Genomic DNA, 21674 nt, shown 5'->3' on the forward strand with positions numbered 1-21674 from the left:
TTGTCGATATGTGGTTAACGATTTTTCATGGCGACGCACCCTACGACTACAACATTTGTGTGTTTTTTTACACTGGCTCGCAATGGCATAGGTGCGTCGCTGTGAGATTGTCGATATGTGGTTAACGATTTTTCATGGCGACGCACCCTACGAGTTTTCATCCGCGTTCATCTGTGTGTATCTGCCTGCATCAGCGGTTCATAAAAAAATAAGGTGAGCAACGCCCACCTTACTATCTTAGCTAAAAGCGATTAAACCTTCGCTTCTTTCTTCACCAAATCACCCCAGCCCAAATCCTTCAGCGAATTATTCCGGCGCAGCGGGCGAGTCACCAACTCCAAAATATCTCGCGCATTACCAAAGCCGTGAATCTGTGCGAAAGTAAACTCAACTGACCATTTAGTATTAATCCCGCGCGCTTCCAAAGGATTAGCGTGAGCCATACCTGTAATCACTAAGTCGATATTTTGCGCGTAAATCCGCTGAAGCTGATTGTAATTGTCTGGTTTTTCGACAATCCGAGGAGTAGGAACTCCCATTTCGTGACAAGTTTTTTCTAACAGCGCTAATTCGGCTGCTTGATAGCGTTTGTCCATGTAAGGAATGCCGATTTCTGGGCAAGTCATGCCGCAGCGAATCAAGAAACGTGCTAAGGAAATTTCTAGCAAGTTGTCGCCCATGAAGAAGACTGATTTGCCGCGAATGATTTGCAGGTAATCTTCTAATCCAGCCCAGATTTGGGCTTCTCTTTCGTCCAAACCTTTGGGTTCGATGCCCAAAACCGAGCAAATCTTCTCAATCCACGCGCGAGTTCCGTCTGGCCCGATCGGGAATGGAGCACCAATTAGCTTACACTTACGACGGCGCATCAACGTAGAAGCTGTGCGTGACAAGAACGGATTCATGCCAGATACATAATAACCTTCTTCCAAGACTGGCAATTCTGTGTAGCGTTTGGAAGGAAGCCAGCCGGAAACTTTGATTCCTTGCTTCTTCAATTCTAAGGTTAGCTGTGTGACAACTGGGTCGGGTAAGGAACCGAAAAGTACCAGGGGTGTGTGCTTGACATATTCGGATTCTTCTGCTGCAACTTCTTCTTTTTTCTTGCCGAAGTTCAGCAGTTGAGAGATGGCGTTGCGTTCTTGTTTCTGAGATTCCATGACGGGGGCTTTCTCAGGGCATTTCGCGGCCATTGCTGCTAAGACGGTATCTTCGCCTTGGGTGAAGGCGTAATCTAGGCCGTTAGCGCGGGCTGTGACGATGGGGATGCCGATTTCGGCTTCGAGTTTGGGCGCTAGCCCTTCCAAGTCCATTTTGATGATTTCGGTGGTGCAAGTGCCGATCCAAACAATTACACTGGGGTTACGATCGCGCTTTATTTGCAAGCACAGCCGCTTCAACTCATCAAAATCGTTTAATTGAGCGGAAATGTCGCCTTCTTCCAACTCAGCCATCGCATAGCGCGGTTCGGCAAAAATCATCACGCCCATGGCGTTTTGCAAGAAATAGCCGCAAGTTTTTGTGCCGATGACTAAGAAAAAGCTATCTTCAATTTTTTGATAAAGCCAAGCTACGCAGCTAATCGGACAAAATGTGTGATAATTTCCTGTTTCGCATTCAAAGTTTAAAGCTTCTGGTTCGGTAGTCGTAATAGCAGTCATATCTCAAATGTTCTCCCTTTAAATTGTTTTTTGTCTGGAAATTTTCCAGGCTAGGCTAGCGAGGAAATAACTGTATTTGGCGATCGCATCTGTTGCTGCGGACAACCACAGGTTGTTTTTCATCTCGATCGCGAACAGGCGTATAATCGATAAAACCTTTGTTTTGTGCGATCGCGCGATCGCACACCAATAATAGAAATACCTGGTTTTGGCGTAATTCCCCTGACAATTAGATGATGCGGCAAACTCAATATCTTTGCAGCAGTGGCAGCATCCAAGATTTGAGCTAAAAAATTCTGCGCGAGGGCTTAAAATCCCTCACAGCAGGGATTTACTATTTTTGAACTCGATCGCGAAAAAACCCTTTTGGCAGTTGTGAGTTCGAGGTTGTTAAACATTAACAACTCGCCACTCACAACTCATAGCCTTTGAGATTTTGGAGTTGAATGACTGATGAAGGTCGCGGTTGAGAGCGCGGGTCGGCCGTTGCATTCTGTTTGAGAAACAATCTGACCAATAGAGGGGGAAACTTCAAGACTAAGAGAGACTGGGGCGATGCCACAACCTCACTTAAAATCCGACAAAAAGCCCGAAATTTCTTCATCCTCATCGTCAGAGTCCAAATCGCCCAGACCTAGAGCATCTAAATCATCTTCATCAGGATCTCCGGTAGTTGCTTCCCCAAGATCGTCAAGTCCGAGATCGTCGAGGTCATCGTCATCGGATACAGAGAAATCGTCAAGACCGTCTTCGTCCAAGTCGCCCAGATCCATGTCTAGGTCATCTGAGGTCTTGTCCCCAAAGGGATCGGGTATTTCTTCAGCGACAAAATCTGCATCTTCTTCCCCAAACGGGTCGGATATCCCCGATTCGAGATCTCCAGAAGTCAAAGTCCCAAATTCTGAGGCTTCATCTTCGTCATCATCGCCGAGGTCGAGACCGTCCAAAGCCGAAACTTCTTCGTCGTCATCATCGCCGAGGTCGAGACCGTCCAAAGCCGAGGCTTCTTCGTCGTCATCGCCGATACCGAAGTCAGATACGGCATCTTCCTCATCATCGTCCCCCATATCGAAATCAGATATGGCGTCTTCCTCATCGTCGTCGAGGGCGAGACCGCCCAAAGCCGAGGCTGCTTCTTCCTCGTCATCGCCGAGGTCGAAGTCGGAGGCTGCTTCTTCCTCGTCATCGCCGAGGTCGAAGTCGGAGGCTGCTTCTTCCTCGTCATCGCCGAGGTCGAAGTCGGAGACTGCTTCTTCCTCGTCATCGTCCAAGTCGAAGTCGGAGACTGCTTCTTCCTCGTCATCGCCGAGGTCGAACTCGGAGACTGCTTCTTCCTCGTCATCGCCGAGGTCGAAGTCGGAGACTGCTTCTTCCTCGTCATCGTCCAAGTCGAACTCGGAGACTGCTTCTTCCTCGTCTGGTCTCAGTGCATTAGCAGCAGCCAGACCGGCGACTCCGGCGACTCCGGCGACTACTCCGGCTGCTGTTAAGGCCGCACCACCTAATTTATTAGATTTGGCATCAGCGGGTGCAGCAGTTGCAGTTGGAGCAGTTGCAGTTGGAGTGGCTGCGGGTGCAGCAGTTGCAGTTGGAGCAGTTGCAGTTGGAGTGGCTGCGGGTGCAGCAGTTGCAGTTGGAGCAGTTGCAGTTGGAGTGGCTGCGGGTGCAGCAGTTGCAGTTGGAGATTGACCTGCCATCTGCGGCACGGCATTGGAAGGCATACCCAGTGCTATATCCGGGTCAAAATTTAGACCCAAGACTTCGATCAGGCTGTCTGCATCCGGCTTGAGTTTTGAGAAGGGCAGCATTAACTGCTGGAGTTCCGGCTCCAGGGCAGCCGCAATTCCCAGGATGAGGTAAGAAACAGGCCTTTTCCCGCCGTCGGGTGTGGCGACCGTGTTGTCAGCCGTCATGTGCAGGAGCAGCCAAGTCCGATTTGCCTGGTAGTAGTCCAACCACTTCTGTTTGAGAGCAACTGAAAAAGTATCAAAAAAAGCCATAACCTCTTTATCCTCATCCTGATCGCTAGACCTTATTAAACCATCATCAGGTCTAGCTCATCTTCCTCCTTCTTGACCACCGGTTGCACAGGATTTAGATAAAAATCTGACAATAAGGAGAATAATTCGCGATCGGGCGTATCATTCGGCACTACTCCTTCAGGCATTGCCAAAATCTGGTCGGCAATGTTGAGGTAGTAATCGCAGACGTAGTTGAGGGACGGATCGCTCTCGGCCATCTCAAACAAAGTCTTGCCTTTGACGCGAGAAACGCGGATGTCTTCAATCAGCGGCAGCACTTCCAGCACGGGCATGGGTACGGTGTCGATGTACTTGTCGATCAAATCGCGCTTGGAGGTGCGGTTGCCAATTAAACCGGCGAGGCGTAACGGGTGAGTGCGAGCTTTTTCGCGAACTGAGGCAGCGATGCGGTTGGCTGCGAATAAAGCGTCGAACCCGTTGTCGGTGACAATCATGCAGTAGTCGGCGTAGTTCAATGGGGCTGCAAAACCGCCGCACACTACGTCGCCAAGCACGTCGAACAGAATGATATCGTATTCCTCGAAGGCATTGAGTTCTTTGAGCAGTTTAACGGTCTCTCCGACGACGTAGCCGCCGCAACCAGCTCCTGCGGGGGGGCCGCCTGCTTCTACGCAGTCAACGCCGCCGTAGCCTTTGTAGATGACATCTTCGGGCCAAACGTCTTCGTAGTGATAGTCCTTTTCCTGAAGGGTGTCAATAATTGTGGGAATTAAAAAGCCTGTGAGGGTAAATGTGCTGTCGTGCTTTGGATCGCAACCGATTTGCAACACTTTCTTGCCGCGTTTGGCTAGGGCAACGGAGATGTTGCAGCTTGTTGTCGATTTGCCAATTCCACCTTTTCCGTAAACTGCGAGTTTCACTCTTTGTTCTCCTATAGGTTTCTATCAAAACGATCGGGGCTGGGGTTTCACGCTTTGAGGTTGCGATCGCCCCTATGCAATAACCAAACTCCAATGCCCTTACTGCAATCCCAATTCTTGTCAATTTTGGAGTCGGCCGTGCGGAAAGCTCGTTGAAAGCATTATTAGCTAACTTACGAGGAAAAGAAAGGGGGCCTCGAACTGAAAATGCTCGTAATTTTATTTATTTTGCATCTTTGCGAATCTTAGCTGCTTTTTTGAGTTACTAATCTAGTTTTATAATTTTTTTAGATTGTAATTGTAATTTTACAATACTTTCTTAATAAAAAGAGGTACAAAAACAAAACAAAAGTTAACTTCTCAAATAATCTCGGCATTTGGGTTTGGGGCTAGGATGCTGGCAGTTGATGGCTTGTAGGGTAAGTGGAGGGGGAAGAAAGGGGCTAGTGGATGAGGCTAAGCGGAAAGTAAGTTGGGTTAATTGGGTCTGGGGATGGCAAAATTAGACGATTTGAGATTTGAGATTTTGGATTTGAGATTGGGAAAGAGTGATTTTGCTGGGGTTTTGAGTGTTGTGTAAAAAATTGTGAATTTTTAGGAATTGAACGGCAGTGGGTAGTGGGTAGTGGGTAGTGGGCAGTGGGCAGTGGGCAGTGGGCAGTGGGCAGTGGGTAGTGGGCAGTGGGTAGTGGGCAGTGGGCAGTGGGTAGTGGGTAGTGGGCAGTTTGTGGATTACGCATCGGTGGCTAGAAACCCGGTTTCTATGAGTTTTGTGTTGGGTAACGAGAAATATACTAAGAAACCGGGTTTCTGAGGGCGAAAGTGCGATCGCGAAATACAAGATTTCTTGCAAAAATAGCTAGGGAACGGGCAAGATGCCCGTTCCACAATTTGATCGAAAAGACTTTTGCAAGAGCTCTATAGTTCAATACGGTTCACTTAAGGTTTATTTGTCATTGCGATCGCGCCAGAGAGCAATCGCAGCGTCTATTTGTCACATTATTTTCCCCGTGAACAGTCTTAAGTGAACCGTATTGATCTATAGTTTTCAGTTGTTAGTGGTCAGTTTTTAGTTTTTTTTGAATAATTAATAATGTCAACTGTCAACTGTCAACTGCCAACTGTCAACTGTCAACTGTCAACTGTCAACTGACTTCTGGCGATCGGAATCTCGATCGCAAACTCAGTCCCCAGTCCAACTTCCGAAACGCAGTTGAGGCGCCCCCGATGCTGTTCCACAACTAAGTGGTAGGAAATCGACAGTCCCAAGCCAGTGCCCTTACCGACTGGTTTTGTAGTAAAAAACGGGTCAAATAGTTGGCGGCGAATCTCTTCCGGTATGCCCCCGCCGTTGTCAGAAATACGGATCGCGACAAAATCGCCAACAACTTCAGTGCGAATTGTAATCGCCGGAAGAGTCAATGGAACACTGGGAATTAACGGCGGTGGATTTTTCCCATTTCCCTTTCCCCATTGGCCCTTCTGGATTGCCTCATCCAAAGCATCAATAGCATTGCCGATAATATTCATAAATACTTGATTGAGCTGACCTGCACAGCAGTCGATACGGGGCAAATCGCCATATTCCCTGATAATTTGAATAGCTGGATGTCCGCCATGAGCTTTCACTCGGTGCTGCAAAATTAGCAAAGTGCTATCGATGCCCTCGTGAATGTCAACGAGTTTGATGTTAGATTGATCCGATCGCGAAAAATTACGCATCGATAGAACTATTTGGCGGATGCGATCGGTTCCTACTTGCATCGAAGAAACGATCTTAGATAAGTCTTCCACCAAAAAATCGATTTCCATTTCTGCTGCTGCTTCCCGAATTGCCGAGAATGGTTCGGGATAGTGCTGCTGGTAGAGGTCTAATAGTTGAATCAGTTGTTTGATGTAATGACTGGTGTGGGAAAGATTGCCGTAGATAAAATTAACTGGATTGTTGATTTCGTGGGCGATACCGGCAATCATTTGTCCCAACGAAGACATTTTTTCGGTGTGGACTAATTGAGTTTGAGTTTGCTGCAATTTCCGCACAGTTTGCTCTAATTGCTCCGCTTGATTTTTCAAGCAGGTTTGCTTTTTCCGCAGCACTTCTTCGACTCGCTGGCGCTTGATGATATCCCGTCTCAATAATTCATTTGATTCTAAAAGTTGAGCGGTGCGCTCTTCTACTTGTTTTTTTAAGTCGTCGTGAGCTTGGCGCAGGGCTTCTTGGGCTCGCTGGCGCTCTAGAATTTCTTGCTGCAAAATTTCGTTGGTTTTCTGCAATTGGGCGGCTCTATCGTCTACTGCTTGCTGCAAAAGCTCGATCGTCCCGTACATTTCAGATTGGTTGAAAACTTGCGGCAAACTTGTTAGAGAGACAACGCCCAAAAGCTCTCTCTGACTGCCAACTACTACCAAGCGACAGACTCCGTGTCGCTGCATTTCCTGGTGGGCGCGGAAGAGGGAATCGCTGGGAGATATGCAAAATAAAGGCGCACTCATGGCATCAGCGGCCGAGATTTCTGAGAGGTTTAATTCGAGGGCGTGAAACTGCACGATGTCGCGTTCGGTGACAATGCCGATCGGGATTTGGTACTTTTCTATTGGTACGATCCGCTGTGGATGCTGAATTTGCTCTTGGACAATCACGACGCAACTAACTTGATTTTTCACCATGAGCTGGGCTAAATCGAGGGCTGAGGCAGTCTTGGGAGCACAAATGACTTCTTTTGTCATCACATCTCCCGCACAGCGCAGATTTGCTAGCAAGTTGACCGGTTGTAGGGCTTCGTGAATGGCTTCGCGGGTGATGATGCCGATCAGTCGCGAGTCGGAGTCTACTACGGGTAAGTGCCGAATCTGGTGCTGGCGCAAGGTGAATATAGCTGTAAAAATATCTTGAGATTCGGATTGTTTGAGGGTAATGGGCGATCGAGTCATTACGTCAGCAATTGTCAGTCCGATCGTACAAGCTTCGATCGTACTTAACTTGACAATATCTCGTTCTGTGAAAATGCCGATCGGGCGATCGTCCTCCACGACTATGACACAACTGCGCTTGGCGGGGCTCTTAATACCCTTTTGTTTATCGCCACAAAGCTGACAGGAGACGCGCATCGGGTTCATGAGAGCCAACACTTCGGCGATCGGCATTTCTGGAGGCACTATCAGGGGATGGCGATCGATCGATCGATCTAAAGGTGACAAGTAAATCGGTGGGTTGCTGGCTGCCACAGGGGATGCTGATGGTTGAATTGCTAACTGCGGGACTGAATCTAAAAAATGTTGTAAATCTTGTTCTTGTAGCATGGTGATTATTAATTTTACTTAATGAATTGTTACAATTTGACGGACACGAGTTAGCAGAATTAGCATTAATTAAGTGGACGAGTCACCGAGAAACGGATACTGTGCCACGTAATCCTAATAGTGGTGAAGTGCAAATTTTAGATTCTAGTTCGATAACCCAGATCGATACTATGGGGTAAATCTAAAATCTAAAATCGGCTGACAGATGCTCGATCGACTGAAATCTGATTCCTAGAAACCCGTTATTTAATTTTTATTTGTTTAATTCCTATGTCGTGGACACCATTAAATCATCGAATTCATCATTTGCCGCTGATTCTTGCGGGGCCGATTTTGCGCCGAACAGAAACAGGGGCTGTGACAGTTTGGCTGGCTCTGAAAGCACCCCGCCAAGTCGAACTCAAGGTTTATTCAACAGAGGGCGGTACCGGCGAAGTTGTCGGTGTGCCCTTGCTGCAAGGCGCGAAATCTACTGTGCAGCTTGGCAAATACCTGCACGTAGTGGCGGTGACTGCTAAACCAACAGATAAAAATCTCTTGACATCCGGGCAAATTTATGCTTATGACATTGAGTTTGCCGGGAGTCGCGAGTCGCCGTCGGTGGGAGTCCCAGAAAATGAGAAAGAAAATCTCCTTTCTTGTCTGTGGCCAACTGCTGCTGATTTGTCGGTTTTGGGGCCACAGACGATCAGTTATTTCGCTCACGGGTTGCCAACTTTTGCCCTGCCACCCCAGGATTTAAACTATTTGCGTATAGTGCACGGTTCTTGTCGCAAGCCCCACGGAGACGGCAGAGATGCGCTGCCAATCCTGGATAATGCGATCGAACAATTTGCAGGTATGGCAAATTTCCGGCCCCACCAACTATTTCTAACGGGCGACCAAATTTACGGCGACGACGTTGCCGATGCGATGCTGTGGGCATTGACTGATGCTGGCGATACACTGCTGGGCTGGGAAGAGAATCTGCCCCTGATGAATGATGCCCAAATTAAAAAGAATTTGTGTAACAGTATACCTAAAAAATGGCAAAAAGAAAATGTAATTGTCGAAGAGAGGGAAATTTTTAGAGAATCGCCAATTGAGAAAGCCTCTAATGCTGAGTCTGAGTACAAAAAACCAATTGATTTACAGCCGGGGACTCGCAGCGATATTGCCAGAGATTTTGGTGGTTTTACGGCGATGTTGGTGAATAAACCGGAGAAGGCTAAAAGTCACTTGTTTGGTTTGGGCGAATATTGTGCGATGTATTTGTTAGTTTGGTCTCCTATACTTTGGTGCGACAGTTTTCCCAAGGGTAAGGATATTTGTCAAAATTCTCAGCAGGCAAAAGTCTGGGATAAAGAAGTTGTAGAACTTGATGGTTTTTGTCGCAATTTGTGGCGGGTGAGGCGGGCGATGGCGAATATTCCTACTTATATGATTTGCGATGATCATGATGTTAGCGATGATTGTTTTTTGAATCGAGAGTGGTGTTATCGGGTGTTGGGTAAGCCGCTGGGCCGCCTGGTGGTGCAGAATGCTTTGCTGGCTTATGCTGTGTTTCAGGGTTGGGGAAATACGCCCGCACAGTTCGATCGCGCAACGGTAGGAGATAAGTTATTAAAGGCTGCCGAAAAGTGGTCAGATTCGGCGGGGACTGATGTTGCTGTTTGGGAGGAAGCTGGTCAGTATTTGGGGATTCCGGCGGTTGATATGGAGACTGGTTTACCCAAGTTTAAGTTGGATGAAGATGTTTTGATTTTGGATCGGGATGGCGGGGGTGCAGGTGAGGTTTTGAGTTGGCATTTTACGGTGAGAAGTTTTAAGCATGAGGTGATTGTGCTGGATACGCGAACTTGGCGGGGCTATCCGGTGGAAAGTGCGATCGCACCGCCGATGCTTTTGACTCATAAAGGTTTTCAGGATCAAATTCAGCAGCCTTTGCGAGAGACTGATTTGCTGAATCAAACTGGAGAATTTGCGATCGAGGCGACGCTAGTTGTGGTTCCGACAAATTTGGTAGGTTTGTGGATTATTGATGCGGTGCAAAGGCGGGATGTTGAACAGGGAAAGGTTTTTAATACTGATGCGGGGGATGCTTGGAATTTTCATGAGTTAGCTTTTGTGAAGCTTTTGTCGGAGTTTTTTCGGCAGCGCGATCGGGTGATTGTGTTAACGGGGGATATTCATTATGCTGCTGCTGTGCGGCTGAGTTATTGGTCGGATTGTCATTTTGGCGATTGTCGCCCTGAGATTGAGTGTTTGCAGTCTGTATCTCAGGTGAATGGAGAATTGCAAATTGCGAGTCAAAGATTATCTGTATTGGCACAATTGACTTCTAGTGCTTTAATTAATGAGGAGTGGAAAACTCATGTTATTCATACTAAAATTAAGTCGCTGTTTCCTGAGCGGACGCACGAATGTTTGGGATGGAATGAGCCGCTGGAGTTGGTGAAGATTCCGAGACGCGGCAGGAAGAAGGCTATGACGGCTGCGGTGAGAAATAGACAATCTTTTCCTGATTGGGGTTATCGAGTTGATTGGATTAAACGGCAAAAATCTCGGTTATTTTTGCAGCATGAAAATGGTCAGGTGTCAAGTATATTGCCTAAAAATAAAGTGTTGTTATTGCTGGGTCGTTTGTGGAGTTTGATAGCGCTGTTGTGGCGGAATCGGTGGCTGCAAGAGGGTGATGAAATTGTGGGATATGGCAATATTGCGATCGTCAGTTTTGAGTGGCCCGCTGATGGTGATGGGGAGAAGGCGGTGATACAGAATGTCTATTGGCGGCCTCTTTGGGAGCCGGATAGTGTGGTTTACAGTCAGTATTTTGTGCCGCTGGGATTGGATGAGTCAACTGGTGATTAGATATCTTGCAAAAGTTTTTTTAATCAATTTTTGGAACAGGCAAGATGCCCATTCCACAGAAAAAGTTATGTTGTGGAACGGGCATCTTGCCCGTTCCTAGCGGCGGTTGAAACCGCCAGAAAGTCAGACGAAACCCGCCTTCGCAGGTTGAAAAGTCGATCGCCCGTTTGTCCGAAAAGTCGATCGCCCGTTGTCCAAAAAGTCGATCGCCCGTTTCCCGAAAAGTCGATCGCCCAAATCCCCAAAAGTCGATCGCACATTTCCCGAAAAGTCGATCGCGGTGTGCCAGAAACCGGGTTTTTTCCAAAATACTTCCCTACAACCCACAGATTCGGGCAAAAACCCGGTTTCTTTGCTGGGTGGCGGGGGCCCAGAAACCGGGTTTTTTCCAAAGATACTTGATTTTAGTCTAGAAATTCGGTAAAAACCCGGTTTCTTTGTCGGAGTCTGTAAGCCCTGAAAAGAAGAGACGGCGGTTGAAACCGCGTCTACACAGACAAAACCCACCTCCGTGGGTTGAAGATAATTTTTCTTAGTCCGCGGAGGCGGACATCGTTTGTGTAGCCGCGGTTTCAACCGCCGAGTGCTAATGATATCAACGCTCAAATCAATTTCCCAACAACTCCTGAAACCGAACATCGCCGCGAATCCCATCAAAATCGGTATCCGTTTTTGCCAACTCTCGATATCTTTCCGGGTCTAATTCAATCGCGCGCTGCAAATTTTCTAACGCTAACTCAACCTGATTCTGCAAGGCAAAATAGCAAGCTTTATTATAATAAGCATTAGCATGATTTGGATCTCTTTCTAAAACTTTATCCCAATTAGCCATAGTGTGCCAGAAACCGGGTTTTTTCCAAAATACTTCCCTACAACCCACAGATTCGGGCAAAAACCCGGTTTCTTTGCTGGGTGGCGGGAGCCCAGAAACCGGGTTTTTTCCAAAGATACTTGATTTTAGTCTAGAAATTCGGTAAAAACCCGGTTTCTTTGTCGGAGTCTGTAAGCCCTGAAAAGAAGAGACGGCGGTTGAAACCGCGTCTACACAGGCAAAACCCACCTCCGTGGGTTGAAGATAATTTTTCTTAGTCCGCGGAGGCGGACATCGTTTGTGTAGCCGCGGTTTCAACCGCCGGGTGCTAATGATCGCACATTTCCCGAAAAAAAACCTCGCACCCAGAAAAGACGGCGGTTGAAACCGCGTCTACACAGACAAAACCCACCTCCGTGGGTTGAAGATAATTTTTCTTCCGTCCGCGGAGGCGGACATCGTTTGTGTAGCCGCGGTTTCAACCGCCGGATGCTGCTGCACGTGCCGTTTCCCTACCCCAAAAAATCATCGCAAATTTGTCTCAAACATCGCCCAAATCCCCCATTCCCTCCAAACGCAGGAAATGCACCCGGCCCGACGCATCGCCGGCTACAACTGTCACTCCATCAGGGGCGATCGCACAGCAATTGAACTCATGTTCTCCGCTCAAACTAGCAACCTCTCTACCGCTGAGAAGATCCCAGACTGTCAGGGTGCAATCGCGGTAAGCGGAAATTGCCGTTTTACCGTTCGGTGCGATCGCCACTGCTCTTACCCAGTCACTATGACCGATGAGAGTTTTCAGTTCTGAACCTGTCTCGGTGTCCCAGATTTTCACGGTATGATCCGAGGATGCGGAAATCGCTGTTTTTCCGTCTGGTGCGATCGCCACTGCTCTTACCCAGTCACTATGACCGATGAGAGTTTTCAGTTCTGAACCTGTCTCGGTGTCCCAGATTTTCACGGTATGATCCGAGGATGCGGAAATCGCTGTTTTTCCGTCTGGTGCGATCGCCACTGCTCTTACCCAGTCACTATGACCGATGAGAGTTTTCAGTTCTGAACCTGTCTCGGTGTCCCAGATTTTCACGGTATGATCCGAGGATGCGGAAATCGCTGTTTTTCCGTCTGGTGCAATCGCCACTGCATATACATCGGAACTATAACCTCTGAGAGTTTTGAGTTGTCTGCCTGTCTCGGTGTCCCAGATTTTTATGGTACGATCCCAAAAAGCGGAAATCGCTGTTTTTCCGTCGAGTGCGATCGCCACTGCATTTACGCAGTCACTATGACCGGTGAGAGTTTTCAGTTCGCAGCCTGTCTGGATGTCCCAGATTTTCACGGTACGATCCGAGGATGCGGAAATCGCTGTTTTTCCGTCGAGTGCGATCGCCACTGCATTTACCGAATCACTATGACCAATGAGAGTTTTGAGTTGTCTGCTTGTCTCGGTGTCCCAGATTTTCAGGGTACGATCCGAAGATGCGGAAATCGCTGTTTTTCCGTCTGGTGAGAGCGCCACTGCTCTGACCCAGTTACTATGACCGATGAGAGTTTTTAGTTCTGAACCTGTCTCGGTGTCCCAGATTTTCAGGGTATTATCATTTGAAGCGGAAATCGCTGTTTTTCCGTCGCGTGCGATCGCCACTGCATTTACCGAATCACTATGACCAATGAGAGTTTTGAGTTGTCTGCCTGTCTCGGTGTCCCAGATTTTCAGGGTACGATCCGAAGATGCGGAAATCGCTGTTTTTCCGTCTGGTACGAGCGTCACTGCTGTTACCGAATTACTATGACCCGTGAGAGTTTTCAGTTCTGAGGCTGTCTCGGTGTCCCAGATTTTCAGGGTACGATCCGAAGATGCGGAAATCGCTGTTTTTCCGTCTGGTGCGAGCGCCACTGCTGTTACCAAGTCACTATGACCCGTGAGAGTTTTCAGTTCTAAGCCTTTCTCGATGTCCCATATTTTCAGGGTTTTATCCCATGAAGCCGAAATCGCTGTTTTTCCGTCTGGTGCGATCGCCACTGCTATTATCCTAGATGTATGACCTGTGAGAGTTTTCAGTTCTGAGACTCTCTCGGTGTCCCATATTTTCAGGGTATGATCCGAAGATGCGGAAATCGCTGTCAGGCCGTCGGATGCGATCGCCACCGCATATATATCGGAACTATGACCGGTGAGAGTTTTCAGTTCCCGGCCTGTCTCGGTGTCCCAGATTTTCAGGGTTTTATCCCATGAAGCCGAAATCGCTGTTTTTCCGTCTGGTGCGATCGCCACTGCTAGTACCGCGCCACTATGACCGACAAGCGTCCGCAACGCACCTTCATTTGCCCTCTCTAAATTAGCCTTCAAAGGCCGCAACCAACGCCGCTCTTTTGACTGCTTTGTTTTTGCCAGCATCCCCTGAATCTGGGGCATTTCAAAATCCAACAATCTCCCCCATAAATGCCCTGCAAGCTGTGTTTTATCCACCGCCAAAATATGCGCCGACTTGCGAATTGCCCCTTGAATCAACTTCAGAGTTTGATTTTTCTCCCCCGACAGCAACACATCAGAAATTCTCGCCAAATCATAATCCTCAATTAACGCTTGTACCCCCAACGCCTCCAACTTCGCCTCAATAAAATCGAAATCCGTCAACAACTGATGCAGCCTTTCCCCTTGAACACTCTCGGCCAAATGCCCCGGCAGAGTTTCCAAAGCATAAAGCCGCTTTTGTGGCGACATTTTCCCCAACCGTTCTTTAAACTTACTCATCGCCGTACAAATCCCCCCACAAATTATCAGAAATCGCCGCTTCAATATCCCCCAACGACACCCCAGCTTTCTGCACTACATCTTTGCGGTGGAGAAACCTTTGGAAACTCGCGTGATAGATACTGTAATCAGGAGAACTATTACCACTGCGCCGCAAAAACTGATCCCAATCATCCAGAACTTCCTGCACATCTAAAGCATCTTCCTCAGCAAAATCCGCCAAAATATCGCAGGAAACCGGCTTCCGAGTTTTAGTCAACAAATAAATAACCTTCAACTTCCGGCGGCGCAATTCTTTATCCTTAACCACCATTTCCATCCGCGCCCAGTGCTTCTCATAATATCCTTCCAACTCCCTCGGCAAATCTTGCAAACTCACATCGCTGTACTTGCCACTATTGATATCATTCAACACATAGCGGAGGTACATAAAATTATTTTGGCTTTTCTCTGCCACAACAGTCACAAACTGTTCCCAGCTCAAATTTTGACGGTTAATCCAATCCTGAATTGACGAACTATGGCTCGTGAATTTTTCAATATAAGCCTTGACATCTTTCAGACTTTCTGCACTGAACTGCATCAAATCAAAAACCTGATGATTCGCCGGCATTGACAGAGATTCCGGCCGCTTGGAAACAATAAAATAAACATTGTCGGGCAAAGAATCCGGTAAATACAGAACATTGCTACCGCGTCCCTGCAAACTCAAATCCACTTCATCCAGCGCATCCACCACAAAAATTAACTTTTTGCCGTTCAATTTAGCCTTAACTTCCCCCAACAACCGACTTAAAAAATTGCCATCTCTCGTCGCATTCTCCGGCAATCTTGGATAATTGAGTTTAAAGCCTTGAATTAACTGAGTGCAGGCATTTTCCAGAAATTGTTCTGCCCGGACAATCCCTTGAGATTGCGAGTTAAAATGGACAATGCAGCGACGCTTCAGCAGCAGCACGCACATCGCCATAATTGAACTTTTCCCAACTCCCGGATCGGCTTCTAAAACAAAATAGCCTTTCGGATTGTCCTGCAAAAAGCGGCTAATTGCTTCAAACACAAACTTCCGGCCGGTAAAGTCTTGAACTTTCTCATTAATAATCGTCTCGCACTCGTATGGAAGCGGCAATTTCGGCGCGGAAGTATCCACTAATCTTTGCAGCAAATCCTGTATTTGCCCTAAATCGGATCGGATGCCAATTTCGAGATACTCCAGCCTCACCATGACTTGACAAATCTGCTGCTGACTTGCCACAGCCTCCAATTTATCGAGGATTTCCCGATTTTGCAGCCCCAAATCCTTGAGTTCGGCGATCGCAATTTGGTGCAGATTCAACACCATCCCGGCAAACTTCTGCCCACCATTGACTGCATCTTCTTTCAGCACTTCCCGAAACGCTTGCGGGAAAGTTGTGTGCAGTTTTTGCGCTGCCAACAGCACGATTTCACCATCGAAGGATTTGCCCTCACTCGCCGCAAATCCGTTGACAAAAATCTCCCAATCTTCGGCAGTCAATCCCGTAACTTCATCAAAATCATCAGCCGAAAATATCTTACTAAGTTGGTCTTCGGAAATCTTTAAAGCACTTGACGAATCCGTAATTTCTGTGTTAATATTGAACCAATATGTAATGCTTTCCTCGGCTAATTGGTTGAGTGCTTTTTGAGGATCGGGCAAACCCTTAGATTTGGCAAGTTCTTTCAACTCAGTCGATCGCGCCACCGACTTGAGAATATAGCCGATCGCCTCACCAGCCGCCCTAGTCAAATCGTGATTGTCCAGGATATGCTTATTCTTAGACAAGCGATCGACCATTTTCTGGTCAATACCACTCGCCAGCAGATTCCCAGTCAAACTAGAAACGATCGCCGATAACGCAGAAACACCCACAACTGCGATCGGGCCGCCGATAATGCCTGCTGCGACTTCCGCCCCTGGCCCGCCGAGCACACTAGCAATAACCTGTCCGACAGTCATCACTGCACCGAATCCGATTAACCTAGTTTTAATATTTGCTAAATCTATCTGTGGCATAGAATTAAATATTTTTCTCACTTTGCCGTAGTTTAGCGCGGCGAGAGAATTGCCACAAGCGAGAAATGTGCAAAAAGTGCGATCGGAACGGGCAAGATGCCCGTTCCACAAAAATATTTTTTTCTGTGGAATGGGCATCTTGCCCGTTCCAAAATTTGATTAAAAAGACTTTTGCAACAGATATATTACCAGGCAGTAGCCTGGTAACAAGTTGAAAGCTCTTGTGGGATGTTACTCCTAGCCTGTCCGCAAAGCTACAAAACAGCCGCCACAGTAGCCATTAGCAAACCTTGAAACAATTTCACCCCATCAGTTTCGCCCAACATTGGATCAGAAGCCCTCTCAGGATGCGGCATCATTCCTAACACATTGCCTTGGCGATTGCAAATGCCAGCAATATTATTTAAAGAACCATTCGGATTACCAGCAGCGCTAATTTCCCCAGCACTCGTACAGTAGCGAAACAACACTTGATCGTGTTCTTCCAACTCTGCCAAAGTATCAGCATCAGCATAATAGTTGCCTTCACCGTGGGCGATCGGCAAATCGATGATTTCACCCGAACTATAGGCCGAAGTCCAGGGAGTATTACCGCGTTCAACTTTCAAAGAAGCGCGATCGCAAATAAAATGCAATCCGGCATTCCGCACCAGAGCACCCGGTAACAAACCAGCCTCAGTCAACACCTGAAAACCATTGCAGATGCCGAGTACAAGCTTACCTTGTTTCGCGTGTTCCGCCGTAGCCTGCATCGCCGGAGAAAAACGGGCGATCGCACCGCACCGCAAATAATCTCCGTAACTGAAACCACCGGGAATTACAATGATGTCAATATCCGAAATATCGGTATCTTCGTGCCAAATCATCCGCGTCTGTTGGTGTAGCAACCCTTGAGTTACCCACACCACATCGCGATCGCAATTTGAACCCGGAAAAACAATAACTCCAAATTTCATAAGCAGAAGGAAGAAGGAAGAAGGAAGAAGGAAGAAGGAAGAAGGAAGAGGGAAGAAGGAAGAGGGAAGAAGGAAGAAGGAAGAAGGAAGAAGTGTCAACTTAAGACTTAAATCCTCTGTTTCTTTGGTTTGTATCGAAGCCTAGATCCCCCTAAATCCCCCTTAAAAAGGGGGACTTTGAGTGTTCCGAGTTCCTTCCTTTTTTAAGACAGACTTTGAAAACTCTTGTCCCCCCCTTATTAAGGGGGGCGCCGGGGGGATCGAATTTATACCCCTGCTGTCTCAACAGGTACAGGAATGACAGTCAAATCAAAGCGATAATTCTCAATCACCGGATTCGCCAAAAGTTGATCGCAAACGCGATCGAGTTGTTCGCGCGCGATCGACTCATCAGCAGCAGTCAGCGTCAATTCAACGTACTTCCCGATACGCACGCGCTCAACATTGTCGTATCCCATGTGTTGCAAACCAGACTGTACGGCAGTACCGGCGGGGTCTAAAACCGAAGGGCGGAGAGTAACATAGATTTGGGCAAGATATTTCTGAGTCACGGGAATGTTGCGATAGGTGATGTGCAAGTTAGCGCCATTGTATTCTACAACTGAGCAACGCGCGATCGACCTTTCACACCAAATCCGCGCTTAACACCCTCTTACTCTTAAGTCCGCGGAGGCGGACATCGTTTGTGTAGACGCGGTTTCAACCGCCGAGTCTTCTATAGAACCCATTTGATATCTATTCTGCGTAAATCTCAGAAACCGGGTTTCTCTCGGTATTTCTCGTGACCAACCCAAAAACTCGTAGAAACCCGGTTTCTTGCCCCGGGCGTAAATCTCAGAAACCGGGTTAATCTCGGTATTTCTCGTCACCCAACCCAAAAACTCAAAGATGTCAAATGGGTTCTATAGCCTTTCTCAAAAAGGTGAGGTATGACTGACAGCTTATATAACCACTAAACTAAGAGGGCTGAAGCCCAACAACGTCCGCGAATCTATCTGAGAAGTGCTATATAAACCAAGATTTGCGCTTAATACCCTCTTACTCTTAGTCCGCGGAGGCGGACATTGTTTGTGTAGACGCGGTTTCAACCGCCGAGTCTTCCCCTCGGACATCGTTTGTATAGACGCGGTTTCAACCGCCGAGTATTGGTTCGTGTAGACCAGGATTTGATATGACTCCCCCAAGTAAGATAGCCTAGAAATAGGGAGAAATCCGATTCCAGCAGACTACACAAAAAAAATATGAGAACCAACCGCACCCGCAGTCAGGAGCGTATATTAAACTTGCTCAAGACCTTAAATCGATCGCTCTCAGCGCAAGATATCTACCTAGAACTCCGTAATAGCGACCAAAGCATGGGCTTAGCAACAGTTTACCGCTCCCTCGACGGCTTAAAGCGCGAGGGCTTCGTGCAAGTCAGAACCCTTGCTAGTGGCGAGTCTCTCTACGGTGCCGCCCACCAAGACCAACATCACCTCACTTGTCTCGAATGTGGCGCGTCAATTACGATCGACCAATGCCCCGTGCATCACCTCGAAACCCAACTGCAACAATCTCATTCTTTCAAAATTTACTATCACACATTGGAATTTTTCGGATTGTGCGATCGATGTACTATCGCTCAAGAATCTTAGTCATTGGTCATTTGTCATTGGTCAATTGTCACTTATATATTTTGGTATCAACCGCCGGGACAGCAGCACAAAAACTGTCGAAAATACCATCCACAGGAATATTTGTAAATTAACGTAATGTAAAACTAGAGAGCATCCAGCTACGGCGAAGGCACTCAGCCCCATCATAAAAGCAACAAAAGCAGTGGGGAGAAATAGCTCTGCCAAACAGAGCAAAGCCCCAACTAGCAGCCAAAGGAGCGTGGGAATCCAGATCGTAAAAGAATTGGTGATACTATGAAATATCTTAGATTTGAAATTTGAGATGTAACAATTGCGAACAACTGAGTTTGCAAGGGTTTGCGACTTGCTGGCCTGAATGCACGATTTTTCCGATCGCCGTACTCGGTTGAGGCTTCCATCCTACTCAAACTCTGAGTATTAGTAGCTTAAATTACAATTTTCGCCGATCGACATTGGCAGCAACTACAATTTCTCCCTGCCCCAAAGCCAGTTAAGAAATTGATAGGGGCTAAAATCAGTTTATTCTCAAGTTGATGAATTTGAGCCTCGGAATCATATATCTTCAGAATGTTTTTACACAAACTATTTCAATATGATCAGTAGTTTCTCCGAACCCATTTATTGCCCGAATCTGAGCTGTTCCGATCCCGGCAATACCTTTGGCCGCCAGCACTGTGCAGCTTGCGAAACCGATTTAATTTATCGCTATTTGTGGGCGGTGGGCCCAGCAGTCGAGGAAGTGCCGACAGGTAAGGTAATCGCCGATCGATATTTTGTCATTGCACCCCAAATCTGGCTTGACAGCCGTCCGTCTATCCCTCCCAGTGTCCCCGAACAACTGCCGGATAGCATCATGCCTTACCTGCATTTGTATCCCGAGCGGCTGCATACGCCGGAAGTATACGGCTTTTGTGCCCTCGGGGAAGCAGCGGCAGCCACAGAGGTGCTGTTGTTGGAAAATGTGCCGGTCAATAATTTCGGTAGCCTGTATCCTTCCATTCTAGAAGCTTGGGCTCAGACAAGTGCCGCGCGCCAGGTTTACTGGCTGTGGCAAATGCTGCAACTGTGGACGCCGCTTTCCGAACAAGGAGTCGCTGCGAGTTTGCTGGTACCAGAAAATTTGCGGGTGGAAGGTTGGCGGGTGCGCCTGCTGCAACTGCACCCTGGAAATTTTGTACCCACACTCAAGGATTTGGGAGATGTGTGGTCAGGTTTGGTGGAATCGGCCCACCCTGATGTGCAGTCGAAACTCGGGGAGATTTGTGTATTTATGCGCCGCAGCAGCATGAATTTTGATGCGATCGCCCTGGAACTAAACGATTTACTATTAGAACAAGCTGCTAAATTGCCCCTGCATTTAGAAGTAGTCGGCCTCACCGACACCGGGCCGCAGCGATCTAAAAATGAAGACAGTTGCTATCCGACTGCTGCTGATTTTCAATCGCTCAAAACGGGCGGAAATGACAAACTAATTCCTTACTTGACAATGGTTTGCGACGGGGTTGGAGGCCACGAAGGAGGAGAAGTTGCCAGTCAATTAGCCGTGCAGTCTCTGAAAGCTTTAATCCAAAATTTGCTCGCCGAAATCGCCGAACAACAAGAGTTGATGGCGCCAGCAATGGTCGTCAAACAACTTGAAGAAATCGTGAAGGTTGTGAATAATGTGATTTCTGCTCAAAATAACGAGCAAGGAAAAGAGTTGCGCCAGCGCATGGGAACTACTTTGGTGATGGCTCTCCAGTTGCCTCAAAAAGTGAAAGTTTCCGAGGATCTACCGTCGAATAACAGTCACGAACTTTATTTGGTCAATGTTGGAGACAGCCGCGCCTATTGGATTGGCAACAATTACTGTCAGCGCCTGACTGTAGACGACGATGTAGCGTCTAGGGAAGTGCACCTAGGACACAGTTTATCCTGGGAGACTCAATTGCGATCGGACGCCGGAGCCCTGACTCAAGCTTTGGGCACGCGGGACGGCGATTTTCTGCGCCCGACAATTCAGCGATTTATTGTCGAAGAAGAAGGCTTGCTGCTGCTGTGCTCCGATGGTTTGAGCGATAACGACTGGGTAGAGCAATCTTGGCAGAATTACGGCCCAGAGGTACTTGAGGGCAAAATGTCCTTGGAAGCGGCGGCTGTGTCTTGGGTGCGCCTCGCCAACGAGAAAAACGGTTACGATAACACTTCTGTGGTGGTGACTCACTGTCGGATGTCGCCGGAGAGACTGGTGTTATTCGATACGGCGGGTGCGTCAGCGGCGGTGTCATCGGCGCCCGTGTCATCCGCGTCAGTGTCGCTACCGCCCTCCCTCCCGACATCCCTCCAAAAAACGGGCAGGATGCCAGAATCTCAGCTTTCTGAATCTTCCAAACAGTTGCTGTACCCGGAAACTGCCCCCGCGGGGGAACCAGTTCAAAGAAAGAATCCCAAGCGTTGGCTGCCTTTGCTGGGGCTGTTGGTGCTGATGCTAGTCTTCGCGGGTTTAGGTTTGTGGGTGCGTAGCCTCCAAAACCCCAGCCCCGATCCCGAACAACTGCCACCACCGCCGGAAACTACCGCCCCAACTCCTGCGGATATTCCTTCGCCCGGTGCAAATATTCCTGCGCCCGGTGGCGAGAGTCCCTCGCCCGGTGGCGAGAGTCCCTCGCCCTCGCCAGAGTCTCCTACTTCGGAGAGCCCCTCACCCTCACCAGAATCAACTCCTGCGGATATTCCCTCGCCCGGGGCCGAGAGTCCCTCGCCATCACCGCAGTAAGGCAGAGCG

The 21674-nt window shown here is 48.0% G+C and carries 14 protein-coding genes; 3 read left to right on the forward strand and 11 right to left on the reverse strand.

What is annotated here, in order from left to right; translation table 11 throughout:
- Positions 1–251 precede the first annotated feature (251 nt).
- From QZW47_RS10315 to QZW47_RS10335, 5 genes are all read right to left on the reverse strand, one after another.
- Entirely contained in the window at positions 252–1661 is a 1410-nt protein-coding gene (locus QZW47_RS10315; RefSeq protein ID WP_293126740.1) for a ferredoxin:protochlorophyllide reductase (ATP-dependent) subunit N, read from the reverse strand.
- A 55-nt stretch (positions 1662–1716) separates the two neighbouring features.
- Positions 1717–1890, reverse strand: coding sequence for a hypothetical protein (locus tag QZW47_RS10320; protein ID WP_293126742.1), 174 nt, complete (start codon positions 1888–1890; stop codon positions 1717–1719).
- A gap of 337 nt (positions 1891–2227) precedes the next feature.
- On the reverse strand, positions 2228–3661 hold the full coding sequence (locus QZW47_RS10325; RefSeq protein WP_293126744.1) for a DUF5331 domain-containing protein: 1434 nt from the start codon (positions 3659–3661) through the stop codon (positions 2228–2230).
- Positions 3662–3696: 35 nt separating this feature from the next.
- A complete protein-coding gene (gene bchL / locus QZW47_RS10330) occupies positions 3697–4563 on the reverse strand; it encodes a ferredoxin:protochlorophyllide reductase (ATP-dependent) iron-sulfur ATP-binding protein (protein ID WP_265237962.1) in 867 nt (288 codons plus the stop codon).
- 1131 nt (positions 4564–5694) lie between these two features.
- Entirely contained in the window at positions 5695–7863 is a 2169-nt protein-coding gene (locus QZW47_RS10335; RefSeq protein ID WP_293126753.1) for a CBS domain-containing protein, read from the reverse strand.
- Positions 7864–8133: 270 nt separating this feature from the next.
- On the opposite strand from QZW47_RS10335, the gene QZW47_RS10340 reads away from it, so the two are divergent.
- Positions 8134–10713: a PhoD-like phosphatase gene (locus QZW47_RS10340; protein ID WP_293126755.1), complete on the forward strand. Its 2580-nt coding sequence runs from the start codon at positions 8134–8136 to the stop codon at positions 10711–10713.
- Between the two features lie 65 nt (positions 10714–10778).
- Here the strand turns inward: QZW47_RS10340 and QZW47_RS10345 are convergent, their stop codons facing one another.
- From QZW47_RS10345 to purS, 6 genes are all read right to left on the reverse strand, one after another.
- A complete protein-coding gene (locus tag QZW47_RS10345) occupies positions 10779–11105 on the reverse strand; it encodes a hypothetical protein (protein WP_293126757.1) in 327 nt (108 codons plus the stop codon).
- 215 nt (positions 11106–11320) lie between these two features.
- Entirely contained in the window at positions 11321–11605 is a 285-nt protein-coding gene (locus QZW47_RS10350) for a tetratricopeptide repeat protein (protein WP_293126759.1), read from the reverse strand.
- 460 nt (positions 11606–12065) lie between these two features.
- A complete protein-coding gene (locus QZW47_RS10355; protein ID WP_293126761.1) occupies positions 12066–14282 on the reverse strand; it encodes a hypothetical protein in 2217 nt (738 codons plus the stop codon).
- The gene (locus QZW47_RS10360) at positions 14275–16455 is read right to left on the reverse strand and encodes an ATP-binding protein (RefSeq protein WP_293126763.1); all 2181 of its coding nucleotides are present in this window, start codon (positions 16453–16455) and stop codon (positions 14275–14277) included. Before QZW47_RS10360 ends, QZW47_RS10355 begins: the two co-directional genes overlap by 8 nt.
- A gap of 116 nt (positions 16456–16571) precedes the next feature.
- Entirely contained in the window at positions 16572–17273 is a 702-nt protein-coding gene (purQ, locus tag QZW47_RS10365) for a phosphoribosylformylglycinamidine synthase subunit PurQ (RefSeq protein WP_293126765.1), read from the reverse strand.
- Between the two features lie 266 nt (positions 17274–17539).
- Positions 17540–17824, reverse strand: coding sequence for a phosphoribosylformylglycinamidine synthase subunit PurS (gene purS / locus QZW47_RS10370; RefSeq protein WP_293126929.1), 285 nt, complete (start codon positions 17822–17824; stop codon positions 17540–17542).
- A 690-nt stretch (positions 17825–18514) separates the two neighbouring features.
- Between purS and QZW47_RS10375 the strand changes: the two genes are divergently transcribed.
- Together QZW47_RS10375 and QZW47_RS10385 are read left to right on the forward strand one after the other, a co-directional pair.
- Positions 18515–18907, forward strand: coding sequence for a Fur family transcriptional regulator (locus QZW47_RS10375; protein WP_293126767.1), 393 nt, complete (start codon positions 18515–18517; stop codon positions 18905–18907).
- Positions 18908–19502: 595 nt separating this feature from the next.
- Positions 19503–21665: a protein phosphatase 2C domain-containing protein gene (locus tag QZW47_RS10385; protein ID WP_293126769.1), complete on the forward strand. Its 2163-nt coding sequence runs from the start codon at positions 19503–19505 to the stop codon at positions 21663–21665.
- Positions 21666–21674 lie beyond the last annotated feature (9 nt).

The organism is Microcoleus sp. bin38.metabat.b11b12b14.051, assembly GCF_013299165.1.
Classification (GTDB): Bacteria; Cyanobacteriota; Cyanobacteriia; order Cyanobacteriales; family Microcoleaceae; genus Microcoleus.

Bases quoted from the DNA above. Each gene is read 5' to 3' on its own strand.
- QZW47_RS10315 (WP_293126740.1), bottom strand. From the start codon at position 1,661: ATGACTGCTATTACGACTACCGAACCAGAAGCTTTAAACTTTGAATGC.
- QZW47_RS10325 (WP_293126744.1), bottom strand. From the start codon at position 3,661: ATGGCTTTTTTTGATACTTTTTCAGTTGCTCTCAAACAGAAGTGGTTG.
- QZW47_RS10335 (WP_293126753.1), bottom strand. From the start codon at position 7,863: ATGCTACAAGAACAAGATTTACAACATTTTTTAGATTCAGTCCCGCAG.
- QZW47_RS10340 (WP_293126755.1), top strand. From the start codon at position 8,134: ATGTCGTGGACACCATTAAATCATCGAATTCATCATTTGCCGCTGATT.
- QZW47_RS10355 (WP_293126761.1), bottom strand. From the start codon at position 14,282: ATGAGTAAGTTTAAAGAACGGTTGGGGAAAATGTCGCCACAAAAGCGG.
- QZW47_RS10360 (WP_293126763.1), bottom strand. From the start codon at position 16,455: ATGCCCATTCCACAGAAAAAAATATTTTTGTGGAACGGGCATCTTGCC.
- purQ (WP_293126765.1), bottom strand. From the start codon at position 17,273: ATGAAATTTGGAGTTATTGTTTTTCCGGGTTCAAATTGCGATCGCGAT.
- QZW47_RS10375 (WP_293126767.1), top strand. From the start codon at position 18,515: ATGAGAACCAACCGCACCCGCAGTCAGGAGCGTATATTAAACTTGCTC.
- QZW47_RS10385 (WP_293126769.1), top strand. From the start codon at position 19,503: ATGATCAGTAGTTTCTCCGAACCCATTTATTGCCCGAATCTGAGCTGT.